Origin of the sequence: Aeromicrobium sp. REDSEA-S32_B7, assembly GCF_001626145.1 — a bacterium.
GTDB lineage: Bacteria > Actinomycetota > Actinomycetes > Propionibacteriales > Nocardioidaceae > Aeromicrobium > Aeromicrobium erythreum.
In genome coordinates this window covers 1-21,367 of sequence record NZ_LUNF01000152.1, presented here as the reverse complement: position 1 = coordinate 21,367, position 21,367 = coordinate 1, and the positions used below count along the sequence as shown (strand labels likewise).

At 72.1% G+C, this 21,367-nt stretch carries 20 protein-coding genes; 4 read left to right on the top strand and 16 right to left on the bottom strand.

The features are described from left to right. Positions 1–17: 17 nt before the first annotated feature. The gene (locus tag A6Q79_RS10780) at positions 18–1,052 is read right to left on the bottom strand and encodes an alpha/beta fold hydrolase (RefSeq protein WP_353939365.1); all 1,035 of its coding nucleotides are present in this window, start codon (positions 1,050–1,052) and stop codon (positions 18–20) included. A 267-nt stretch (positions 1,053–1,319) separates the two neighbouring features. Here A6Q79_RS10780 and A6Q79_RS10775 point away from each other — a divergent pair, with 267 nt between their 5' ends. After that, positions 1,320–3,710 (top strand): LuxR C-terminal-related transcriptional regulator, encoded by a 2,391-nt coding sequence (locus A6Q79_RS10775; RefSeq protein ID WP_286690271.1) that lies wholly within the window; start codon positions 1,320–1,322, stop codon positions 3,708–3,710. Positions 3,711–3,726: 16 nt separating this feature from the next. Here the strand turns inward: A6Q79_RS10775 and A6Q79_RS10770 are convergent, their stop codons facing one another. The 3 genes from A6Q79_RS10770 to A6Q79_RS10760 form a co-directional block, all read right to left on the bottom strand. Next, entirely contained in the window at positions 3,727–4,977 is a 1,251-nt protein-coding gene (locus A6Q79_RS10770) for a hemolysin family protein (protein ID WP_317698174.1), read from the bottom strand. A gap of 107 nt (positions 4,978–5,084) precedes the next feature. Next, positions 5,085–5,423, bottom strand: coding sequence for a DUF1801 domain-containing protein (locus A6Q79_RS10765; RefSeq protein WP_067854017.1), 339 nt, complete (start codon positions 5,421–5,423; stop codon positions 5,085–5,087). Beyond that, on the bottom strand, positions 5,420–6,634 hold the full coding sequence (locus tag A6Q79_RS10760) for a diguanylate cyclase (protein ID WP_083516186.1): 1,215 nt from the start codon (positions 6,632–6,634) through the stop codon (positions 5,420–5,422). Before A6Q79_RS10760 ends, A6Q79_RS10765 begins: the two co-directional genes overlap by 4 nt. A gap of 455 nt (positions 6,635–7,089) precedes the next feature. Between A6Q79_RS10760 and A6Q79_RS10755 the strand changes: the two genes are divergently transcribed. Beyond that, positions 7,090–7,542 (top strand): C40 family peptidase, encoded by a 453-nt coding sequence (locus A6Q79_RS10755; protein ID WP_067854014.1) that lies wholly within the window; start codon positions 7,090–7,092, stop codon positions 7,540–7,542. Between the two features lie 120 nt (positions 7,543–7,662). Here the strand turns inward: A6Q79_RS10755 and A6Q79_RS10750 are convergent, their stop codons facing one another. After that, positions 7,663–8,622: a phosphotriesterase gene (locus A6Q79_RS10750; protein ID WP_286690273.1), complete on the bottom strand. Its 960-nt coding sequence runs from the start codon at positions 8,620–8,622 to the stop codon at positions 7,663–7,665. A gap of 160 nt (positions 8,623–8,782) precedes the next feature. Between A6Q79_RS10750 and A6Q79_RS10745 the strand changes: the two genes are divergently transcribed. Next, complete coding sequence (locus tag A6Q79_RS10745; RefSeq protein WP_067854008.1) at positions 8,783–9,277, top strand: MaoC family dehydratase; 495 nt, start codon at positions 8,783–8,785, stop codon at positions 9,275–9,277. After that, positions 9,274–10,275 carry an NADP-dependent oxidoreductase gene (locus tag A6Q79_RS10740; protein WP_286690274.1) on the top strand — a complete coding sequence of 334 codons (1,002 nt, stop codon included), beginning with the start codon at positions 9,274–9,276 and terminating at the stop codon, positions 10,273–10,275. Before A6Q79_RS10745 ends, A6Q79_RS10740 begins: the two co-directional genes overlap by 4 nt. 1 nt (position 10,276) lies before the next feature. On the opposite strand, the gene A6Q79_RS10735 is transcribed toward A6Q79_RS10740, so the two are convergent. The 11 genes from A6Q79_RS10735 to A6Q79_RS10685 all read right to left on the bottom strand — a co-directional run. Further along, positions 10,277–10,948: a TetR/AcrR family transcriptional regulator gene (locus tag A6Q79_RS10735; protein WP_083516185.1), complete on the bottom strand. Its 672-nt coding sequence runs from the start codon at positions 10,946–10,948 to the stop codon at positions 10,277–10,279. A gap of 9 nt (positions 10,949–10,957) precedes the next feature. Then, positions 10,958–12,061, bottom strand: coding sequence for a cyclase family protein (locus A6Q79_RS10730; protein WP_317698169.1), 1,104 nt, complete (start codon positions 12,059–12,061; stop codon positions 10,958–10,960). Between the two features lie 41 nt (positions 12,062–12,102). Continuing rightward, entirely contained in the window at positions 12,103–13,191 is a 1,089-nt protein-coding gene (locus A6Q79_RS10725; RefSeq protein ID WP_286690276.1) for a phosphotransferase family protein, read from the bottom strand. Position 13,192: 1 nt separating this feature from the next. Beyond that, positions 13,193–13,972, bottom strand: a complete 780-nt coding sequence (locus A6Q79_RS10720; protein ID WP_286690277.1) for an SDR family oxidoreductase — start codon at positions 13,970–13,972, stop codon at positions 13,193–13,195. Further along, complete coding sequence (locus A6Q79_RS10715; RefSeq protein WP_067853996.1) at positions 13,969–15,204, bottom strand: acyl-CoA dehydrogenase family protein; 1,236 nt, start codon at positions 15,202–15,204, stop codon at positions 13,969–13,971. The genes A6Q79_RS10720 and A6Q79_RS10715 overlap by 4 nt, the downstream gene beginning before the upstream one ends. Beyond that, a complete protein-coding gene (locus A6Q79_RS10710; RefSeq protein ID WP_067853993.1) occupies positions 15,204–16,013 on the bottom strand; it encodes an enoyl-CoA hydratase-related protein in 810 nt (269 codons plus the stop codon). Before A6Q79_RS10710 ends, A6Q79_RS10715 begins: the two co-directional genes overlap by 1 nt. Before the next feature lie 48 nt (positions 16,014–16,061). After that, positions 16,062–17,066, bottom strand: coding sequence for an ABC transporter permease (locus A6Q79_RS10705; RefSeq protein ID WP_067853988.1), 1,005 nt, complete (start codon positions 17,064–17,066; stop codon positions 16,062–16,064). Continuing rightward, complete coding sequence (locus tag A6Q79_RS10700) at positions 17,063–18,709, bottom strand: sugar ABC transporter ATP-binding protein (protein WP_286690278.1); 1,647 nt, start codon at positions 18,707–18,709, stop codon at positions 17,063–17,065. Before A6Q79_RS10700 ends, A6Q79_RS10705 begins: the two co-directional genes overlap by 4 nt. A gap of 4 nt (positions 18,710–18,713) precedes the next feature. Continuing rightward, positions 18,714–19,691, bottom strand: coding sequence for a sugar ABC transporter substrate-binding protein (locus A6Q79_RS10695; RefSeq protein WP_286690279.1), 978 nt, complete (start codon positions 19,689–19,691; stop codon positions 18,714–18,716). Positions 19,692–19,783: 92 nt separating this feature from the next. Beyond that, on the bottom strand, positions 19,784–20,446 hold the full coding sequence (locus A6Q79_RS10690) for an HAD family phosphatase (protein ID WP_286690280.1): 663 nt from the start codon (positions 20,444–20,446) through the stop codon (positions 19,784–19,786). Further along, positions 20,443–21,367 (bottom strand): SDR family oxidoreductase (locus A6Q79_RS10685; RefSeq protein WP_317698161.1); only part of this gene is annotated, 925 nt, incomplete at its 5' end. The genes A6Q79_RS10690 and A6Q79_RS10685, both read right to left, overlap by 4 nt.

The window sequence follows — 21,367 nt, the reverse complement described above, 5'->3', positions numbered from 1 at the left end:
ACCGCGGTGCATGTCGGTCACAGCGCACCGGCCGCGGCGTTGCGACGCACGCGCAGCGGGTTCAGCGGATGGGTGATGAACGTCGTGTCGCGGGCCAGCCGGTAGTCGGGGCCCTCGAAGAACGTGCTCGCCTCCGCGTCACCGGTGCCGCGGTAGAGCAGGTACGCGGTGGTGATGCCGGCGAACTCGTCATCGGCCAGGTTCGTGCGTACCGGGCTGAAGTGGTCGGCGGTCCGTGCGGTCGCGAACCAGCCCGGCACCGACCGCACGAGTCCGCTCTGGGTGAGCAGCGGCCACGAGCCGGCCGGGACGGTCGTGTCCCGGGCGCCGGCGAGGACGAGGACCGGCGTCCGCACGGTCGAGCCGAGGGCGCCGGGACCCGGCTCGACCGCCAGGGTCCCGCTGACCCGCAGCCGCGGGTCGAGCCGCGTCAGCAGGTCGGCCGGCACGCTCGCGGCCTGCAGCGCGGCGGCACCACCCGCGGAGTGACCCGCGAGCACGACCCGGCCGAGGTCGACCCGGTCGTGCAACGGCGACGTCGGATCGGCGTCGAGCCGCCGGGCGGTCGCCAGCCCCAGCAGGTGCATCTCCGGGCCGGAGTTCACGAAGTCCGACGAGACGGTCACGACGAACCCGTGGCTGGCCCAGTGCCGCGCGAGCGTGTCGTAGTTGCCGACGTCGGAGAAGATCCCGCCGACGAAGTCGACGACAGGCAGCCGACCGTCACCGGGGACGCCCTGCGGGTAGTAGACGACCGAGCTGATCGGCTGGTCGAAGCCGTAGGGGAACGCGTCGCTGCAGCGAGGGTCCGCGTCGCCGATCGCGAGCTGCAGGATCCAGCGCTGGACGAGACGGCAGTCGCCGAGCGCGGCGGTGGACGCCACCTCGTACGGGCCCGGACCGTCGGCGTAGACGCTCGTGGCGTCTCCCCGCTCCGACGCGACGGCACCCGCGACGTCGGCCGACGCAGGTGGCGTCGCGACCCCGACCGCGAGCGCGGCGACGACGGCAACAGAGACCGCCATGCGCACCATGCGTGCTGTCATTCCCACGGTGACCTCGTTCCGTCCTGCTCCGCCTGTGGGCACCCGTCGCCGGTCCACGACGCGGGTGCCGGTGACGCGGTGCTGCTCTCCCGGGAGACCCTGGTGCGCCCGCGCCGCGCCGGTCCACAGCGAGGCGCGAAGTTGCGTAGGCCGTCCATCCATTTGCGTAGTCGCGCGCTTGGTCCTGCGTCTGCCGGGGGAGCATGCTTGCCGACGAGTCACAGGAGACAGGGGGACTGCGACGTGGACGTGGCAGGGCGACAACAGCAGAGCATGACGACGGCGCTGGAGGAGGGCCGCAGCATCGAGATCCGCGGTCGGCGACTCAGCGGACGGACCACGCTCCTCGACCGTCTGGGCGAGCTCTCGACGTCGCGCCGCGTCCCCCACCGACGGGTCGAGGGCAGCGAGCCGCTGCGCGACCACCCGTTCGGCGCGCTGCTCATCAGCGGTCTGCTCGAGTCCGCCACGCTGGCGGGGCCCAACCCGTTGCGCGCGGCGGTCGAGGCCGTCCGACGCCGGCTGCCGAGCAGCGGGCCTGCGGCGTTGCTGGTCGACGACGCCGACCACCTCGACGCCCAGTCCGTCGCCGTCCTGCGCCACCTGGAGCGACGTGGTCTCGTGGTGGCGGCGGCGTACCGCACCGACCTCGCGGGCAGGGCGGCCCCCCGGGTCGTCAGCGGGGCCCCGGTGGTGGTCGACGCCCCGAGCCTCGCACCCTCCTCCCTGCTGTCGACGCTGCGCGAGAGGCTCGGCGGGGCGGTCAGCGCGAGGCTGCTGAGCGAGGTGTTCGCCCTGTCCGGTGGCGTCGTCGGCGTCGCCGAGCACCTCGTGGACGACGGTGTGTTCGACGGCTCGATCACGCAGGTGGACGGCGCGTGGGACCTGCGTGGCCCCCTCGTCTCGCGCTCGCTCGACGGTCTGTGGCAGGCCTTTCTGCGCGAGCTGCCGCCCGCTGACTGCCACTGGCTCACCACGCTCGCCACCGCCGGGCGCTCGACGCTCGGCACGCTGCCCCCCGCGGCGCTGGACGCCGTCGAACGCCTCGAGAGCCTCGGGCACGTGCGGACGGTCCGACGCGGCGACGGCCGTGCCGTCCTCGTGTCGGCCCTGCTCGCCGAGCACGTCCGCCGGACGTCCGACGCCGTCGCCCGCTCCGCGTCGCCGCCGATGTGGGTGCCACCGGTCGAGGTCGACGGACCGGCGCCGGGCTGCGTGGTCGGTCCCGTTCCGCGCGAGCTCGGGTGGCGTGCCCAGCTCGTCCGCCAGGCAGCAGCGCCCGACCCGCACGACCTCTCGACCCAGCTCGTCTCCGGCGGCACGGCGGAGGCGCCGACCCTCGCCCGGGTCCTCGGCCTCGCGGAGCGGTCGACACGACTCACGTCCGACCTGTCCCTGCTCACGTCGGCGCGCGAGCACCTGGCGCGGCTCGACGACGGGTCCGACGACGTGCGGCTGGCCCTGGCCGCAGCCACCACCGTCCTGGAGGTCGTGGCCGGTGTCGCCCACCGCCACGAGCCCCCGGCCGACGACCCGGGCGCCCATGCCCTGGCCCGGGCGAAGGCCTGCGAGGCGCGTCTCTACGACGCCCTCGCCACCGGGCGGTTCACGGCGACCGACGACGACCTCGCCCTCGCGTCGACGCTGGCCGACGAGTCCGGCGACGTCGTGCGCCTCGTCCCGCGCCTGCGCGGCCTGCAGAGCCTGGTGACCGCGTTCCGCGGCGACCTGCGGACGACCCGCGCCCTGGTGACGCAGACCGTGGACGACGCGGTCGCCAGCGGCAGGCTCGACCAGGTGGCCTACGTCGGGTCGAGCGTGGGCGTGCTCATGCTCGTCGGCGGACAGCTCGGTCTCGCCCGGCGGTACGTCGAGACGGCGCTGGCGCTCCCCTGGGAGGGCGCGGCCCAGGACAGCGTCTCCACGCCGCAGCTGGCCGCCGTCCTCTCCCTGTGGGACGACGACCCCGCGCTCGCCTCGGCGCTCCACACCTGGGCGCCCGACGGTCCTGAGCTGGGCCCTGATCCGTACGACACTGCCGCCTGGCGGCACACGGCCGTCCTCCGGTCGTCAGGGCGGCCCGAGGCGGCCTCGGAGACACTCCTCGACCACGCCGAGGACGCCCGCCGTCGAGGGTGGCTGAGCACCGCGGCCATCCTGGCGATCCACGCCAGGGACATCTGCTCGACGCCGCGCTCACGAGAGCTTGCCGAGACGTGCTCCGGCACGGTGGACAGCCCGCTCACGGCGCTCTACTTCCGCGCCATCGCCGCCCGGGATGCGTGCGACGTCGAGGCGATGACGAGCCTGCGGCACGACATGCTCGAGCACGGCGCCGTCGTCGGCGCCTATCGCCTGACGCTCGCCGCCTCTCGGCTGGCACCGCCCGGCGCTTCAGCCCGCGCGCTCGCGGCGGAGCTCGGCGAGCTCCGTCGCCTCCATCCCGAGGCGGTGTTCGTGGCGGAGCGGACGACGACCGGGCCGTCGCTGACGGCGCGCGAGCGCGAGGTCGTGATGGCGGTGCTGCAGGGACGGTCGAACGCCGAGGTCGCCCGCGAGCAGTTCGTGAGCGTGCGCACCGTCGAGTCGCACCTGCACCGCGCCATGAAGAAGCTGGGCGTGACCCGGCGCTCGGAGCTGCGCGGCCTGGTCGACCTCCTCTGAGGGCGGCGCGGAGCGGTCAGCGTCGCTCGTCGCCGTCCGGCCGCTCCGCCTCGACGTCGGCACCGTCCGCGGACGGCTCGTCGCTCGGGCGCGTCGTCAGCGTGACGCGGTCGATGCGGCGGCCGTCGACCGCGGTCACCGTCAGGCGGTACGGACCGATGTCGACCGTCTCGCCCACCTGCGGGATGTGCCCGAGCCGCTCGAGCACCAGACCCGCGACCGTCGAGTAGTGGCCGGACTCGTGGAGCAGCTCCAGCCCGGTCAGCTCCTCGACCTCGATGATGTCCTCGAGGGTGACGATCCCGTCGGTGCCGCCGTACTCGTCGACCACGAGCGCGATGTGCACGCCCTCGCTGCGCATCTGCGCCATGGCGGGCAGGATCCGGTTCGTGCTCGGCAGCACCGGGATCTCGCGCACGATGTCGGCGACGACCTTCGCGTCGGAGTCGGTCGGCACGGCCAGCAGGTCGCGCACGTGCACGAAGCCGAGGACGTCGTCGCTGGAGCGCCGCCGGGTGACCGGGTAGCGCGAGTGCGGCATGGCGAGGGCGGCACCCGCGGCCTCGGCCAGGCTCATGCCGCCGTCGAGGAAGTCGACGGCGCCCCGCGGTCGCATCACCTCGCGCAGCGTCCGGTCGGTCGCCGTGAACACGTCCTGCAGGATCTGGCGCTCGTCGTCCTCGAGGCTCTCGTGCGCACCCACCAGGTCGCGCAGCTCGTCCTCGGTCATCTCCTCGCTCGTCGCGTGCGGGTTGCCGCCGAGCAGCCGCACGACGACGTTCGTCGACAACGACAGCAGCCAGATGACCGGGCGCATGAGCGTCGCGAAGCGCGACAGCGGCGGCGCCACGAGCAGGGCGATGGTGCCCGACTTCTGCAGCGCGAACCGCTTGGGCACGAGCTCGCCGAAGACGAGCGACAGGTAGGCGATGAGCAGCGTCATGCCGACGAGGGCGAGGCTCGAGGCCGCGCCCGGGCTCAGCCCCAGCGCCTCCAGCGACGGTGCGACGTCGGGGGCGAGGGTCGAGGCGCCGTAGGCGGCGGACAGGAAGCCCGCGACGGTCACCCCGATCTGGACGGCCGCGAGGAAGGTGTTGGGATCACGGGCGAGCTCCGCGACCTTGCGACCGCGCGAGCCGCTGCGCTCCATCTGGCCGAGCTGGCTCTCGCGCAGCGAGACCAAGGCCAGCTCGGTGGCCGCGAACACGCCGCCCACGAGGACGAAGACCATGACGAGCGCCAGGTTGAGCAGGGTGCCGGTGTCCATCACGACCTCCCGTCGACGGACGGGGGGAGGTCGCGGCTGGTACTCGGAGGATGGTCCACGTCGGCCAGTCTAGGGACGAGCGGCGACGGGGCCAGCCCCCGAGCCGGTCAGGCGCGGTTGTGGGCCACGGCCGCGCTCACCAGGGCGGTGAACGCGTCGGCGTCGAGCGTGTCGTCCTCGCGCAGGTCGACCGCCCGGCGGGTGCCCGCGTCGAGGCTGGCGTTGAACACGTGGGCCGGGTCGTCGAGCGACGCCCCGCGCGCGAACGTCACCTTCACCTTGTCCTTGTAGGTCTCCACGGTGCAGAGCAGCCCGTCGCACGAGAATGTCGGCACCCCGTCGGGGTTCGACGGCTTGCGCCACTTGACCTCCTCGACCGCGTCGGGCGCCGCCGCCCGCACGAGGTCGCGCACCTGCTGCACCCGATCGGCACGCCAGTCGCTCATGGCGCGATCGTAGGCGGTCGCGGGGCCGCGGGGGCCTTCTCGTCGCCGTCGGCCACGGCCACCCGGTCCCGGCCCTCGCTCTTGGCGACGTAGAGCGCGCGGTCGGCGCGACCGATCGCCACGTCGGGGTCGTCGCCGCGGCGCGCGACGGTGAGCCCGTAGCTCACCGTCGGCAGGACGGTGCCGTCGGGCAGCGACCCGTGCTGCAGCATCGAGCTGACCTGCTCGACCGCCTGGCGGGCGTCGTCGAGGTCGGCCCGGTCGAGGTAGAGCACGAACTCCTCGCCCCCGACGCGACCGGCGAGGTCCTCCGGCCCGAGCGCCGAGCGACAGGCGGCGGCGAACATCTGCAGCGCGAAGTCGCCGGCCGCGTGCCCGTGCACGTCGTTGACCCGCTTGAAGTGGTCGAGGTCGGCCATCACGACGACGCCGTGCACCGCGCGTCGCCGGTGCGCGTTCCACCGCTGGGCCAGCTGCTGCATCAGCTCGTCGCGGTTGAGCAGGCCGGTCAGACCGTCGCGGGTCGCGCGGGCGCGCAGGTCGATCGTGTCGTCGGCGTAGCTGAGTGCCGTCATGCTGAACGACACGGTCGCCAGCATGACGGTGGTGACGAGGGTGGTGACCTGGCTGCCGAGGAACACGTCGAACAGGCGGCCGTCCTGGCCGACGGCGAGGAAGGCGACGAAGCGCGCCAGGTAGAAGGCCGCGACGCCGGTGCACATGAGCGTGAGCGAGCGCAGGATCGGTCGGTACACGCGGGCGCGTGGCCCCGGGGCGGGCAGCCGTCTCCAGGCGCGGTGCAGCTCCGTCGCCGCGAGCGCCAGGTAGACGGTCATCAGCCCGAGGAAGAACGGGCCGCCGGACCAGTCGTTGCGGCCCGGGTGGTCGAGGGCCGACGCGACCAGCAGCACGACCAGCGACGCTGCGACCGCCAGCCAGCTGACGCGCAGCCCGCTGACCGCCCGTGCACCGGCCCAGACGGAGGCGGCCCCGGCCACGATGCAGACGTTGCCGAGCGGGTTGCCCCACCACTGCTGCGACGTGCCGTCGAGGAGGTAGGCAGCCGAACCCGCGAGGAACGCGCCGAGGGCCACGCACCACCAGCCCGCGTAGGCGGACCGGGTCGAGCGGTAGGCCACGAAGTAGAACAGCGCGAGCAGCGTGACCGCCACGACGGCGAAGGAGACGCGCAACGAGACGACGTCGAGCATGCTGGCCCCTGGACGGTACGACGAAACTGCGTCGATCCTTTCACGGAAGCGGGTCCGAGGGACGGGTATCGCGTCCCCCCGGCCCGTCGCACGCCGTGACCTTCGCCGCACCGGCGCTGCGGGGGCCAGATCGGGGGGAGGGCGTTCTGGGCTGCAAAGCAAGGCGAGAACGGTGTTCCTGGAGGTTCCTCCAGAGACACCGGAACGGCCATTCGGCCCCCGTCCGGCCCGGCGAGCACCTATGCTCGCCGAGGCCTCAGACAAGGGAGGCCCGCGCACGGGTGCGCTGAGTCCACCCTCTCCCGTGCGATCCGCTGAACACATCCAGGGTGGAGCGGGACCGCCGAGCAGTCCGCGCCTCCCCCGAGGCGCTCGGGGCTTACCACCACGTGTGGCGTGCACCTTCCAGCACGAGCCCGACAGGTCACGTTCCGCAAGCGTCGTGAAGGAACCACATGCGTCACGTCACGCGCGCCCTCGGCGTCGCCATGCTCCTGCTGTCCCTCTCCTTCGGCACCACGCTCGCTGCCGGCAGCGCCTCCGCGCTCACGCCGCAGGAGAACAAGAAGGTCATGAAGATCGCGAAGTCCCTGCGGGGCACGCCCTACAAGTGGGGCGGCACGTCGCGCTCGGGCTTCGACTGCACGGGCTACACCCGCTACGTCTTCCGCAAGGCCCACGTCACCACGCTCGGCCGCACCGCGGGCCAGCAGGCGAAGCAGGGCATCAAGATCTCGAAGTACCGCAAGCGTGTCGGCGACCTGATCGTCTTCTACGGCGGCAACGGCGCCTACCACGTCGGCATCTACGCGGGCGACAACACGATCTGGCACTCGCCGCGCACCGGCCAGTCGGTCAAGCGCGAGCGCATCTGGACGAGCTCGTACAAGGTCCGCCGCATGGGCTGACCCGCCCCGCAGCACCCCCACCGGGCCGGCGAGCGTCCTCGACGCCGCCGGCCCGTGGCGTCCCCGCTCCCCCGGGCCCGTTTGCGTGGGGCCCCACGCAAACGGGCCCGCGCTGGCGATCTACTCGAAGTGCCGGCGGGGGTTGTCGACGAGGATCGTCTCGACGTCGGCCTCCGTCAGACCGCCCTCGAGCAGCGCTGGGATGACGTCCTCACTGATGTGCCGGAAGTGCCAGTTCGGGGCGGCGTGGGCCTTGGCGTCGGCGCTGAAGTAGTCGATGAAGCAGTTGGCGTCGTGGGCGAGGGTCACGTGCTCGACGTAGCCTCGCCGGACGAGCTCGATGATCGTGCCGACGCGCTCCTGCATCGGGTTGAACAGGTCCAGGCCGAACCGGTCCATGCCGAGCATCGACCCGGCGTCGGCCAGCCGACACAGGTAGTCGACGTCGTTGGTGTCGCCCGAGTGGCCGATGATCACCTTCGACAGGTCGACGCCCTCCTCCTCGAGCACCCGCTGGGCGACGAGCCCCGACTCGTTGGCCGGGTTGGTGTGCACCGTGATCGGGGCGCCCGTCTGCACGTGGGCCTGACCGACGGCGCGCATGACGCGCTCGACGCCCGGCGTGAGGCCGGCGAGCTCGATGGCGCACTTGAGGATGCCCGCGCGCACGCCGGTGCCGGCGATGCCCTCCTGGACGTCCTTCACGAACATCTCGGTGAGCGGCTCGGGCATGTCGACCAGGAGGCCCGGTCCACGGTGCTCGAACTGGTGGGGCACGTCGTTGTAGGTGTAGAGCCCGGTGGCCACGACGATCTGCAGGTCGACCTGGGCGGCGATGCGCTGGATGCGGGGGATGTAGCGACCGAGCCCGAGCACGGTCGGGTCCATGATCGAGTCGATGCCGAGGCCCTTGAGCTCGGTGAGCTTCTCCACCGCGTCGCGGATCCGCTCCTCCTCGTCCCAGTCGTCCTGGTAGTTCTGGTTGTACTCGGTGTTCAGCACGAACACGTGCTCGTGGACGAGCGTCCGGCCCAGCTCGCTGGAGTCGATCGGGCCGGTCACGGTCTGGACGGTGGTCATCGGGATCCCTTCGGAGTTGAACTCAGGTTCAGGTCCAAGCTGGAGTACAGCGTGTCCCAGGTCACAGGTCACCGTCAAGGAGCGATCCCGACGTCGCGTACTTGAATCCGGATTCAGGTTCATCTAGGCTGCGAGCACCCGACCCGAGGAGCACCCGGTCATGACCACGACCCCCGCCGTCCCCCGTCCCACGTCGATCCAGGAGCTGCAGGACCTCGTCGGCTCCGACCTGGGCCCCACCGCGTGGCACGACATCACGCAGGAGCGCATCGACGCGTTCGCGGAGCTGACCGGCGACCACCAGTGGATCCACGTCGACCCGGCGCGCGCCGCCGACAGCGCGTTCGGCGGCACCATCGCCCACGGGCTGTACAGCCTCTCGCTCGGACCGCGGTTCATGGAGGACCTGATGGCCTTCGACGGGTTCGCCCACAGCCTCAACTACGGGTACGAGAAGGTCCGCTTCCCCGCACCCCTGCCCGTGGGCTCTCGCATCCGGATGCACGCCACGGTCGTCTCGGTCGACGACGTCGGTGGCGGGTCGGCCCACATCGTCACGCGCCAGACGTTCGAGCGCGAGGGGTCGGACAAGCCGATCTGCGTCGCGCACTCGGTCGGTCGCTTCACCGAGTACCCCGAGGGCAGCGGCCGATGACCGTCGCACGGCAGGTCCGCCTGCGCGCCCGTCCCGTCGGGCTGCCCGACGCCGGCACCTGGGACGTGGTCGACACCGAGCTCCCCGCGCTCGGCGACGGCGAGGTCCTGGTCCGCGTGACGCACCTGTCCCTCGACCCCGCCATGCGCGGCTGGCTGAACGACGTCCGCTCCTACGTGCCGCCCGTCGGCGTCGGCGAGGTCATGCGCGCGTTCGGCGTCGGCACGGTCCTTGCGTCCCGCTCGCCCGAGCACGCGGTCGGCGACGCCGTCAGCGGCATCACCGGGGTGGCCGATCATGCCGTGCTGCGTGGCAGCGACCTCTCCCCCGTCGACCTCGACGTCGCCTCGGCGCCGACGTGGCTCGGCGCGCTCAGCATGCCCGGCCTCACGGCCTGGTTCGGCCTGTTCGACGTCGCCCGCGCGCAGCCCGGGGAGACCGTGCTCGTCTCCGGGGCAGCCGGAGCCGTCGGCAGCGTGGTCGGCCAGCTCGCCAAGGCGCACGGCTGCCGCGTCATCGGCGTCGCCGGCGGCCCGGAGAAGACGCGCTGGCTCACCGAGGAGCTGGGGTTCGACGCCGCGATCGACTACCGCGAGGGTGCCGTGCACCGCGCCGTGCGCGCGATCGCTCCGGAGGGCGTCGACGTGTACTTCGACAACGTCGGCGGCGAGGTGCTCGACAGCGCCCTGCGCACGTTGCGCCGCGGCGCACGCATCGCGCTCTGCGGCGCGATCTCCACGTACAACGCCACGGAGCCGGCGCCCGGCCCGGCGCACTACATGTCGCTGCTCGTCAACCGGGCCTCGATGACCGGCTTCGTGGTCTTCGACTACGAGGACCGCTACCCGGAGGCGATCGCCGACCTCTCGGCACGGCTGCGCGACGGCTCGCTCGTCGCGCGCGAGACCGTGGTGCGCGGCGGCGTGGACGCCTTCGGGGACACGTTGCTGATGCTGTTCGACGGCGGGAACACCGGCAAGCTGGTGCTCGAGCTCTGACTCAGCGGGGAGTCGTGAGTCCGAGGGCGTTGGCCCACAGCCGGGTCGACGTCTCGACGAGGTCGTCGACGGGCCAGTCCTCGCCCAGCGCGAAGCTCGAGTAGGCCAGCCGGCTCACCATGCCCGAGAGGGCGCGCGAGGTCATCATCGGGTCGAGGGTGGCGTCGACGCGGCCGTCCTGCTGGAGCTTCTCGATGCTCTTCGCGTTGCGCCGCGCGAACGCCTCGCCGCGTTCGAGTCGGCGCCGACGGAAGTCCTCGTCGATCGTCGCCACCTGCTCCTGCAGCCGCATCAGCCGACCGTTGCGCTGGTAGGTCTCGAAGTAGGCGCGGTTGCTGGCCTCGATGACGGCGACCGGGTCGTCGGCGTCGTCGACGCGGGGCATCCCCGGGTGCAGCATGTCGTCCTGGGCCGCCTCGAGCACCGCCGTGAACACCTCCTCCTTGGAGGTGAAGTAGGTGTAGAAGGTGCCGATGGAGCACTTCGCCTCGGCGGTGATGTCGGTCAGCCGCGAGGCCAGGAACCCGTCGCGCTCGAAGACGGTGCGCGCCGCGGCCACCAGGGCGGCGCGCGTGCGCACGCCACGCGCCGTGGTGGGTGGCTCCTTCATGCCCGAGGTGTCCGCGAGCGCCGGCACCTCGTCGAGGCGCTCCGTCGCGGATCTGTCGGTCATGGTGCTGTTCTAACGAACGAGGGTCCGAGGTGCAAGGCGGCCCGGCCGGGCCGGGCCGCCTCCACGCTCATGCGGGGTCCGCGACGTCGACCGCCTCGAGCACACGCACCACCGGCGGCGCAGCGAGCAGGTCGGCGAGCTGGGCCGAGGTCCGCTGGAAGTGCTCGGCGGCGGGTCGTCGAGCCCGCCGAGGGCCGCCTCACCGGGGCCGACACCGGCAAGGGCCGGCTGCCCGAGCCGGCCGAGATCTTCTCGTTCTGCCGCGAGGTCCTCGAGCCAGGCGATCTCGGTGAACGCCACGCCGAGGTTGCGCATGAGCGCGCTGTGCAGCGGCAGGGTCACGCCCGACGACGGCTCCACCGTCACCTCGTTGGCGATGGTGTCGGTGACGAGGTTCGGGATCTCCATGTCCTGGAACCACTGCACGAGCTCGGGGCTGTAGGTGAGGCCGGGCTCGAGGAAGCCGTCGTAGAACTCCTCGGCGGACTGGCGGTAGAAGGAGCCGATGAAGCCGGTCCGGATGACCAGCACGTCGTGCTTCTCGATCGTGCAGCCCTGCGCCCGGGCGACGTCGAGCAGGTCCTCGTGCGTGAACGTCTCCCCCTTGTCGAGCGCCGCCTTGCCGCGGTGCCGGGCGACGTCGAGCAGCACGCCACGCCCGACGACGCCGCGCTCGGCGATCGGCAGCACCGACGCCTTCTGCATCGCGCCGTCCGTCGTGGCCGCGTCGTAGCCGTTCCAGATCTGCCCGTCGTACCAGACGTGGCCGAGGGAGTCGTACTGCGTCGAGGCCTGCAGGTACATCGTCGCGACGTCGTCGGAGTAGTGCGCGCCGCCGGGCGTCTCGACGCCCTCACCACGCTGGAAGAAGCCCTCGTCCATGACGTTGCTGCGCTGGATGCCCTCGCGACCGGGCCACACGGGATCGCCGGACGGGTCACCCATGCGGACCTGGAGCGTGAAGACCTCGCCGGAGCGGACCTCCGCGACGCCGCGGAGCACCTCGGCACTGGTCAGGTAGTTGAGCGAGCCCACCTCGTCGTCCGGGCCCCACTTGCCCCAGTTCCTCGGCGAGTCCTTCAGGAAGTCGCCCACGTACGGCGTCTCGGTCATGTCTGCTCCTTCGGTACGAACGGGTGGGTGCGGGGGTGTGGTCAGTGGTCGAGGCCGGCGGTCTCGACGACCGCCCAGGCGCGCTCGACGAGCTGCTCGACGGCCTGGGGGGTGGGGGGTCCGCCGTCGGCGGCGTTGCGCGGGTCGTCGAGCGCACGGCGCAGGACGCCCTCGGCGATGACGGCGATCTTCCAGAGCCCGAGGGCGTGCCAGTAGTCGAGGTCGGCGCGGTCACGGCCCGACGCCTCGAGGTAGGTGGTGGCCAGCTGCTCGCGCGTGGCGAAGCCGGGCAGTGCCGACGCCGCGAACATCAGCGTGGGGCCGTCCCCGGCCTCCGGCCAGTAGGCCAGCAGGCTGCCGATGTCGGCGAGCGGGTCGCCCAACGTGCTCAGCTCCCAGTCGAGCACCGCCGCGACGTCACCGAGGTCCGGGTCGAGGATGACGTTGCGCATGTGGAAGTCGCCGTGCACGAGCGCCACGGTGCGGCCCTCGTGCGCTGACGGCCCCGGCGCGCGACGTCGCAGCAGGTCGGTCATCGCGTCCAGGCGGGGGAGGTCGCGCGTGCGCGAGGCCTCCCACTGGCGCGACCAGCGCTTCAGCTGGCGCTGCGCGTAGGGCGCACGTGACGCGAGGTCACCCAGGCCCACCTCGTCGACGTCGACCTCGTGCACCGCGGCGAGCGTGCGGGCGAGAGAGGGCCCGATCGCCGCCCGCAGCGACATGCCGAGATCGTGCGCGGTCTCCTCGCGATCGACGACGAGGCCGTCGACGTGCTCCATCACGACCACCGGCGTCTCGGCGAGCGCAGCGTCGACGTAGCGGCCGAGCACCTGCGGCACCGGCACCGACGTGGCGCCCAGCGCCGCGAGGATCCGGTGCTCGCGGAGCACGTCGTGGGCCGACGCGAGCAGCTCGCCGCGGGGCGGGCGACGCACGATCCACCGGTGCCCCGCGTCGTCGGACACGAGGTACGTGAGGTTGGACTGCCCGCGACCGACGCGGACGGCGTCGAGCGTGCCGTCCACCTCGAGTCCGTCGGCCCGGAGCAGGCCTGCCAGCACGGCCAGGTCGAGAGCCGGGGCGTCGGTCACCGGGCCCTGCGTGGCCGCGCCCTGCTCGGTCGTGGTCACCTCAGCCGCCCTGGGTCGCGAGCCGGTCGAGCGCCGCGCCGGCGCCGATCATCTGGCCGCCGTCGATCACCAGCGTCTCGCCGGTGATCCATGACGCGGCCGGTGACGCCAGGAACGCGATGGCCGCACCGACGTCGGTGGGCTCGCCGATGCGCCCGAGCGGGGTGCGGTCGTCGACCGCCGCCTCGTGCTCCTTCCAGAGCGCCTCGGCGAGACGGGTGCGCACGACTCCGGGGGCCACGGCGTTGACCCGGATGCCCGGGCCCAGCTCGATCGCGAGCTGCTTGGTCAGGTGGATCAGCGCCGCCTTCGACACGTGGTAGACGCCGAGGTCGGGGCCCACCGACAGGCCTCCGATGGAGGCGGTGTTGACGATCGACCCGCCGTGCTCGCCCATCCAGGCGTCGACCACGAGCCGCGACCAGAGGATCGGGCCCCAGAGGTTGACGTCGAGCGTCTTGGCGAACCGGCCGTGGTCCTGCTGCAGCACCGGCCCGTAGGCCGGGTTCGTGCCCGCGTTGTTGACGAGCACGTCGACGCTGCCGAAGCGCTCCATCGTCCGCTCCACGCAGGCGCGGGCGAGGTCCTCGTCGGTCACGTGCGCGCCGACGCCCACCGCCCGCGGGCCGACGGAGGCGGCGGCCTCGGCGGCCGCCTCCTCCGTCCGCGCCGTGAGCACGACGTTCGCACCGGCGTCGTGGAGAGCCGCGGCGGCCGCGAGGCCGATGCCCCGCGACGCCCCGGTGACGATCGCGGTGCGCCCGTCGAGCGACCCGGTCACTTCTTCTTGTTCCAGTCCGCGTCGATGCGGCGCAGCTCGACCTGCGCCAGCGTGCGCTTGTGCACCTCGTCCGGACCGTCCGCCAGGCGCAGCGTGCGCTGGTGGGCGTAGAAGCTGGCGAGCGGGAAGTCGTCGGTGATGCCGCCGCCCCCGTGCACCTGGATGGCGCGGTCGATGATCTTCAGCGCGACCTGCGGGGCCGCCACCTTGATGGCCGCGATCTCGACGCGGGCCTTCTGGTTGCCGACCGTGTCCATCAGCCACGCGGTCTTGAGCGTCAGCAGGCGGATCATCTCGATCTCGATGCGCGCCTCGGCGATCCAGTCCTGGATGTTGGAGCGGTTCGCGACCGGCTCGCCGAACGTGACGCGGCTCTGCGCGCGCTGGATCATGAGGTCGAGCGCACGCTCGGCCATGCCGATCGAGCGCATGCAGTGGTGGATGCGACCGGGTCCGAGACGGGCCTGGCTGATCATGAAGCCGTCGCCCTCGCCGGCCAGCAGTGCCGTCTTGGGCACCCGCACGTCCTCGAACAGGATCTCGGCGTGGCCCTCGCGGTCCATGTAGCCGAAGACCGGCAGGCCGCGGACGATCGTGATGCCGGGGGTGTCGAGCGGGACGACCATCATCGACTGCTGGCGGTGCGTCGCAGCCTCGACGTTCGTCTTGCCCATGACGATGAGCACCTTGCAGTTGGCGTGCAGCGCGTTCGAGGCGAACCACTTGCGGCCGTTCAGCACGTACTCGTCGCCGTCGGCGTCCATCCGCAGCTGCACGTTCGTGGCGTCGGAGCTGGCGACCTCCGGCTCGGTCATGCAGAAGGCCGAGTTGATCTCGCCGGCGAGCAGCGGCTTGAGCCACTTCTCCTTGTGCTCCTCGGTGCCGAAGAGCTCGAGCACCTCCATGTTGCCGGTGTCGGGAGCGTTGCAGTTGATCGCCTCGGGCGCGATGTACGGGCTGCGGCCGGTGATCTCGGCCAGCGGGGCGTAGTCGAGGTTGCTCAGGCCGGGCGAGCCCCAGTCCTCGCGCTCGTGCGGGTGGAAGAGGTTCCAGAGCCCACGCTTGCGCGCCTCGGTCTTGAGCTCCTCGAGGATCGGCGGGTGGAAGTTCGGGTTGCCCGACTCCGCCATCTGCGCCGCGTAGATCGACTCGGCGGGGTAGATGTAGTCGTCCATGAACTCCAGGAGCTTCTCCTGGTACTCCACGGACCTCTGGCTCGGTGCGAACTCCATCAGATCTCCTTCGTCAGCGGTGCGAACACCGGGGGGCGCCGCTCGGTGAAGCTGGCGACGCCCTCGGCGATGTCGGAGCCCCGGAAGGACTCGCGCATCAGGGCGTCGGCCGACCGCACCGACTCGGCGAAGCTGCGCTCGGCGTCGAGCAGCAGCTGGGACTTGATCGTGGCCATCGACCACGGGGAGCAGGACGTCGCGAGGCCTTGGGCGTACGCCACGGCGCGCTCGACGAGCTCGTCGGCGGGCACGAGGTGCTCGACGAGGCCGATGCGGGCGGCCTCCTCGCCGTCGACCCGACGGCCGGAGAGCAGCAGGTCGCTGGCACGGCCGTGCCCGACGAGCCGCGGCAGCAGCCACGCCATGCCGTACTCGGCCACCAGCCCGCGCTGCGCGAAGGCGGTGAGGAAGACGGCACGGGGCGAGGCGAACCGCACGTCGGCGTAGAGCGCCTCGACCATCCCGAGGCCGGCGGCGGCGCCGTTCACCGCGGCGACCAGCGGGGTGTGCAGCGTGAGCGGGAGGTGCCTCGGGTGCGGGCGGTCGATCTGCTCGTCAGTGGCGTCGCCCACCCCGGCGAGGTCCTCCATGTCCGCGCCGGCGCAGAAGCCGCGGCCGGCACCGGTGACCACGATCGCGCGGACGTCGGGGTCGGCGTCGGCCTCCAGCAGGGCGCCGTAGTAGGCGTCCTCGAGCGCGTTCGTCCAGGCGTTGAGCCGCTCGGGGCGGTGCAGCGTCAGCAGCAGCACCCCGCCGAGGCGCTCCGCGAGCACGAGCTCCTCGTGCTGGGCTGCGGGCCGGTCCGTCATGGTCGTCATCCTAACATGAATCCGAGTTCAGGTTCAGAAACTGTGCAGTCAGTGTGCTGCCGCGGCACGGTGCCGGGCGAGCGAGCCGACCCCGACGCCGAGGATGAGCAGCAGGCCCTGGAACAGGTACTGCCAGTACGTCTCCAGGCCGATCAGGGCGATGGCGTTGAAGCCCACCGAGACCGTGATGACGCCCACGAGCGTGCCGATGATGTGGAACTCGCCGTCGCGCAGCACCGCCGAGCCGAAGAAGGCCGCCGCGAAGGCTGCGAGCAGGTAGGTGTCGCCGCCGGAGACCGCCGCGCTGCCGGTGCGCGAGGCGAGCAGCAGACCCGTCAGGGCGGCGCAGATGCCGCAGATGACGAACGCGACGACGCGGACCCGGTCGACGCGGATGCCCGACAGCTGGGCCGCCACCGGGTTGCCGCCGACGGCCTGCATGGACTGGCCCAGCACGGTGCGGTTGAGCACGAACCACAGCGCCGCCGCGAGGCCGAGCATGATGAACACGGGGTACGGGATGCCCAGGAAGCGCCCGAGCGTGATCTGGATGAACGGCCCGGGATCGGTCAGGCTGACCGGCAGGCCGCCGGCCACCGCGTAGTTGATGCCGACGGCGACCGTGCCGATGCCCAACGTCGCGACGAGCGCGTTGACGTTGAGCAGCGTGACCACGAGACCGTTCGCCAGTCCCACCGCGGCACCGATGGCGACGGCCAGCAGGAACGCGACCGGGATCGAGACGTCGTGGCTGACCATCGCGGTGCACGCCAGCACGCCCGACAGGCTCGCGACGTTGCCGATGCTGAGGTCGAACTCCCCCGTCACGAGGGCGAACGTGAGGCCCATCGCGATGATCGCCGAGAGGGCGCTCTGGTTGAGGATGTTGATGAAGTTGTCCCAGGTGGCGAAGGTCTCGGGCTCCAGCGCGCTCGTGCCGACCACGAGCAGCGCGAGCACGAGGAGCGCGCCGTAGCGGCCGAACCAGCGCCACACGCGCGCGCTGCGCGGCGGTGCCTGGAGGACGGGGACGTCGACGAGTGCAGCGGTCATGACGGGTCCTGTTCTGTCGTGCCGAGGTGCTCGGTGGTCCCGAAGCACAGCGAGGTGAGGTGGTCCTTCGTGGCGCGCGAGGCGGGCACCGAGTGGGTCAGCGCCCCTTCGCGCATGACGACGACGCGGTCGCAGATGGCGAGCTCGTCGAAGTCGCTGGAGATCATGAGGATCGACGTCCCGGACGCGGCGAGGTCGCGGATGATGTCGTAGATCTCTCCACGGGCGCCGACGTCGACACCGACGGTGGGCTCGTCGAGGATCAGCAGCCGCGGTCCGGTCAGCACGCACTTGCTGACCACGACCTTCTGCTGGTTGCCGCCGCTGAGGTGGCCCACGGCGTCGTGCACCGACGACGTCTTCACGCCGAAGCGCGTGACCGCGTCGCGCGCCGTCGCGGCCGCCCGGCGGGGGCTGAAGGTGCCGAGCCGGCGGCGAGGATCCCGCATCGAGGCCATGGTGATGTTCGAGGCGACCGAGCTGCGCAGCACGAGCCCCTGGGAGCGTCGCTCCTCCGGCACCAGCGCGACCCCGGCCTTGATGCCGTCGAACGGCGAGCGAGGCCGGTACGGCGTCCCGTCGAGCGTCATGCTGCCCGACTGCGCGGGGTCGGCGCCGATCAGCAGCCGGGCCAGCTCGGTGCGGCCGGCGCCCACGAGGCCGGCGACGCCGAGGATCTCCCCCTCGTGGATCGTCAGGTCGACGTCGCGCACCCGGGGCTCCCGGGTCAGGCCCGACGTCTGCAGGAGCACGGGCGCGGTCGTCGGGTCGGTGTCGGTGACGCGGTGGGTCAGGTCGTCGACGTCGCGGCCGACGATGTGCCGCGTGAGGCTCGCGACGTCGAGGTCGCGAGCCGCGTAGCTGCCCACGAGGCGACCGTTGCGCAGCACCGTCACGTCGTCGCTGACGTGCAGCACCTCCTCGAGCCGGTGCGAGATGTACAGGATCCCGACGCCGTCGGCGGTGAGCTCGTCGACGATGCCGTAGAGCCGGTCGGCCTCCTCCTGCGTGAAGGAGGCAGTCGGCTCGTCCATCGCGACGATGCGCGCGTCGCGCATCAGCGACCGGGCGAGCGAGACCATCCAGCGGTCGGAGACCGAGAGCTGCTCGACCTTGGCGTCGAGGGGCACGGCGTAGCCGATGCGGTCCATGACGGCGAGGGCCTTGCGACGCAGACCGCGCAGGTCGAGCACGCCGGAACGTCGGGTGTGGTCGGCCCCCATCGCGATGTTCTGCAGCGCGGTGAACTTGGGCACCAGGTTGAGCTCCTGGTGGATGAAGCTGAGGCCGAGCCGGGTCGCGTCGCCCGGGGTGGCGATGCTCTCCTCCTGGCCACGGACGCGGATGGTGCCGCTGTCGGCGCTCTCCACCCCCGCGAGGATGCGCACGAGCGTCGACTTGCCCGCGCCGTTGGCGCCGCACAGGGCCAGCACCTGGCCCGGGTGCAGGGCGATGGACACGTCCTTGAGGGCCTGGTGACCGCCGAACTGCTTGGAGATGCCGGACATCTCCAGGCACGGCGGCTCGGTCACCGTCGGCGCCGTCGGACCGTCGAGCGGGGTCGTCTCGACCATGAGGGACTCCTGGGGGTGCTCGGTCGGGGTCGGGCCGGCGGGCCGGACCCTCGAGGACGTGTCGGTCATCGGACTACTTCGTCGCGTCGGGGTTGTCGGCCAGGAACTGCGTGACCGAGTCGGTCGTGACGAGGATGTTCGGCAGCTCGACCTCCTGCGGCTCCGCGTCGACGCCGCCCTTGATGAACTCCGGCACCATGTCGGCGAACTTCTTGCCGGCCTCGGGCACCTGCAGGAAGACGGTGGCGCGCATGTCGCCCGCCTCGACCGCCTTGATGGCGGCCGGGGTGCCGTTGATGCCGTAGATCTTCACGTCGTCGCGCCCGGCGGACTTCGCCGCGGAGACCGCGCCGAGCGCCGGGTCGTCGAAGCAGCCCCAGATCGCGAGCGGCGTCGACCCCTTCGGGTGCTTGGCCAGCCAGGCCTGCGCGAACTGCGTCCCGCCCTCGACCTGGCCGGGGATCGGCACCTCGTTGCGGGTGACCTTGATGTCGGTGCCCTTCAGCGCGTCGTCGAGCGCCTCCTCGCGACCGATGCACGGCAGACCGCTCTTGTAGCCCATCACCAAGAGCTCGCCCTTGCCGCCCATGTCCTCCACGAGCTGCTTCGCGACGGGCGCGCCGACCGCGACGCCGGAGTCGAGGTTCGCGGTGATGCCGTCCGTGGTGCCGCCGGAGATCGAGACGACGGGGATGCCTGCGGCCTTCGCGGCCTGCGCACCGGCCGTCAGCGTCTTGCTGTCGAAGACGGCGGTCACGATGAGGTCGACCTTCTTCTGCACGAAGTCCTGCATGGCGCCGTTGGCCTTCTCGACCGCGCCCTGGGGGTCGACCGCCGTGGTCTTCCAGCCCTTGGCCTCGGCCTCCTCACGGAACGCCGCGATGGCCGCCTCCGAGGTCTCCTCGCTCGAGGCGAACTTGACGATGCCGATCGTGTAGGTGTCGTCCCCTCCGCCACCACCGCTGCCACCGGTGTCCCCGCTGCCGCAGGCGGCGGTGACGACCAGCGCCGCCGTTGCCACCAGGCCGAGGCCGAAGCGTCGAACGTTCATGTGTCCTCCTGAGAGTGGTCGCCCGGGCGGGCGGACCTGTGCTGGGTGGACCGGCCGGGTGGCCGTTCCGGGGTGGTGCTGTTCCCCCTCGATCACCGCAGTGCGGCGGTCCTCCTCACGTCGACCCCGAGCAGCTGCGAGAGCTGCTCCGCGGTCTCCTCCGCCTCGCGGTGCACGACGCCAGCCATCCCGAGACGCTCGGCAGCGACGATGTTCTGGGCGAGGTCGTCGACCATGACGACCTCGTGCGGCGCGACGCCGAGGCGCTCGCAGCCGATCTCGTAGAGCCGCCGCGACGGCTTGCGGACGCCCTCCTGACCGGAGATGGTCACGGCGTCGAAGAGGGCCGGCAGGTCGTACCCGGCGTAGCAGTCGCGGCCGAGCGAGTTCGAGACGAGCCCGACGGGCACGCCCGCGGCCCGCAGGTCGGCGACGACGTCGAGCATGGCCGTGTCGGGCCGCAGGCCCGACTGCAGCCCCGCGACGAGTCCCTCCGCCTCGACCTCGACGCCGTGGGCGCGCAGCCGCTCGGCGAGCCCGGCCTCGAAGCCGTCGTGGTCGAGACGACCCTCCTCGTGGTCGACGAGGAGCTGCTTGGCCTTCGCGTCACGGCCACCGAACAGGCGCAGCAGCAGCCCGCGGTCGCCGCTGATCCGCTCGCTGTGGTCGCCGAACGCGTCGAGCACGCTCGTCGTGAGCACCCCGCCGAAGTCGAACAGGGCCGCCCGGCAGCGCGGCGTCGTCGCGGCGCTCATGCGAGCGTGTCCTGGTAGCGACGCATGCCGGCCAGCCAGCGGTCGTAGTCGGAGGCCTTGCGGCGGTAGAACTCCAGCACCTCCGGGTGCGGGAGCACGAGGAAGCGCTCGTCGTCGATCGCGTCGAGGACGACGTCGGCCACGTCGAGCGGCTCGAGGACGCCGCCCGCCTCGGTGACCGCTCTCGCACCTTGGCGCGCGGTCGGGTCGTCGGAGTCGGCTCCCCCGTTGAGCATGGCGGTGTTGACCCCCATCGGGCACAGGCAGCTGACGGCGATGCCTCGGGTTCCGTAGGTGACCGACAGCCACTCGGCGAAGGCCACGGCAGCGTGCTTGGTGACCGAGTACGTCGGCGAGCCGATCTGCGTCAGGAGACCGGCGGCCGACGCGGTGCTCAGGAAGTAGCCCCGGCCCCGCTCGAGCCAGCCCGGCACCAGGAGACGGGCCGCGCGGACGTGCGCCATGACGTTGACGTCGAGCGAGGTGCTCCAGTCCTCCTCCGAGGACTCCAGGCCCTGCCCGAGGCCGACCCCGGCGTTCGCGACGTAGAGGTCGACGGGCCCGAAGCGCTCGACGGCGAGGTCGAGCACGGCCTGCAGGCTCATCGGCAGCTCCTGGCTGACGTCGCCGATGCGCACGACCTCCAGCCGCGGGGTGGCCGAGAAGCCGTCGGTGCTGCTGACGCCGACCCCGACGAGGCGGATGTTGGCGATCAGGTCGGCGGTGCCGTCGCCGGTCACGTCGAGCAGCTGGGGTACGCCGATGACGGCCCCGAACTCCTCGCGCCGGACGACGTCGCCCTCACCGAGGGTCACGGCGCGCCAGGTGTACTGCGCGGTGCTCGACAGGTCCGCGAGCGGGGTACGGCCGAGGACCTCGCGGTCGATGGTGACCAGCGCCTCGTCGACGCCGGCACCGAGG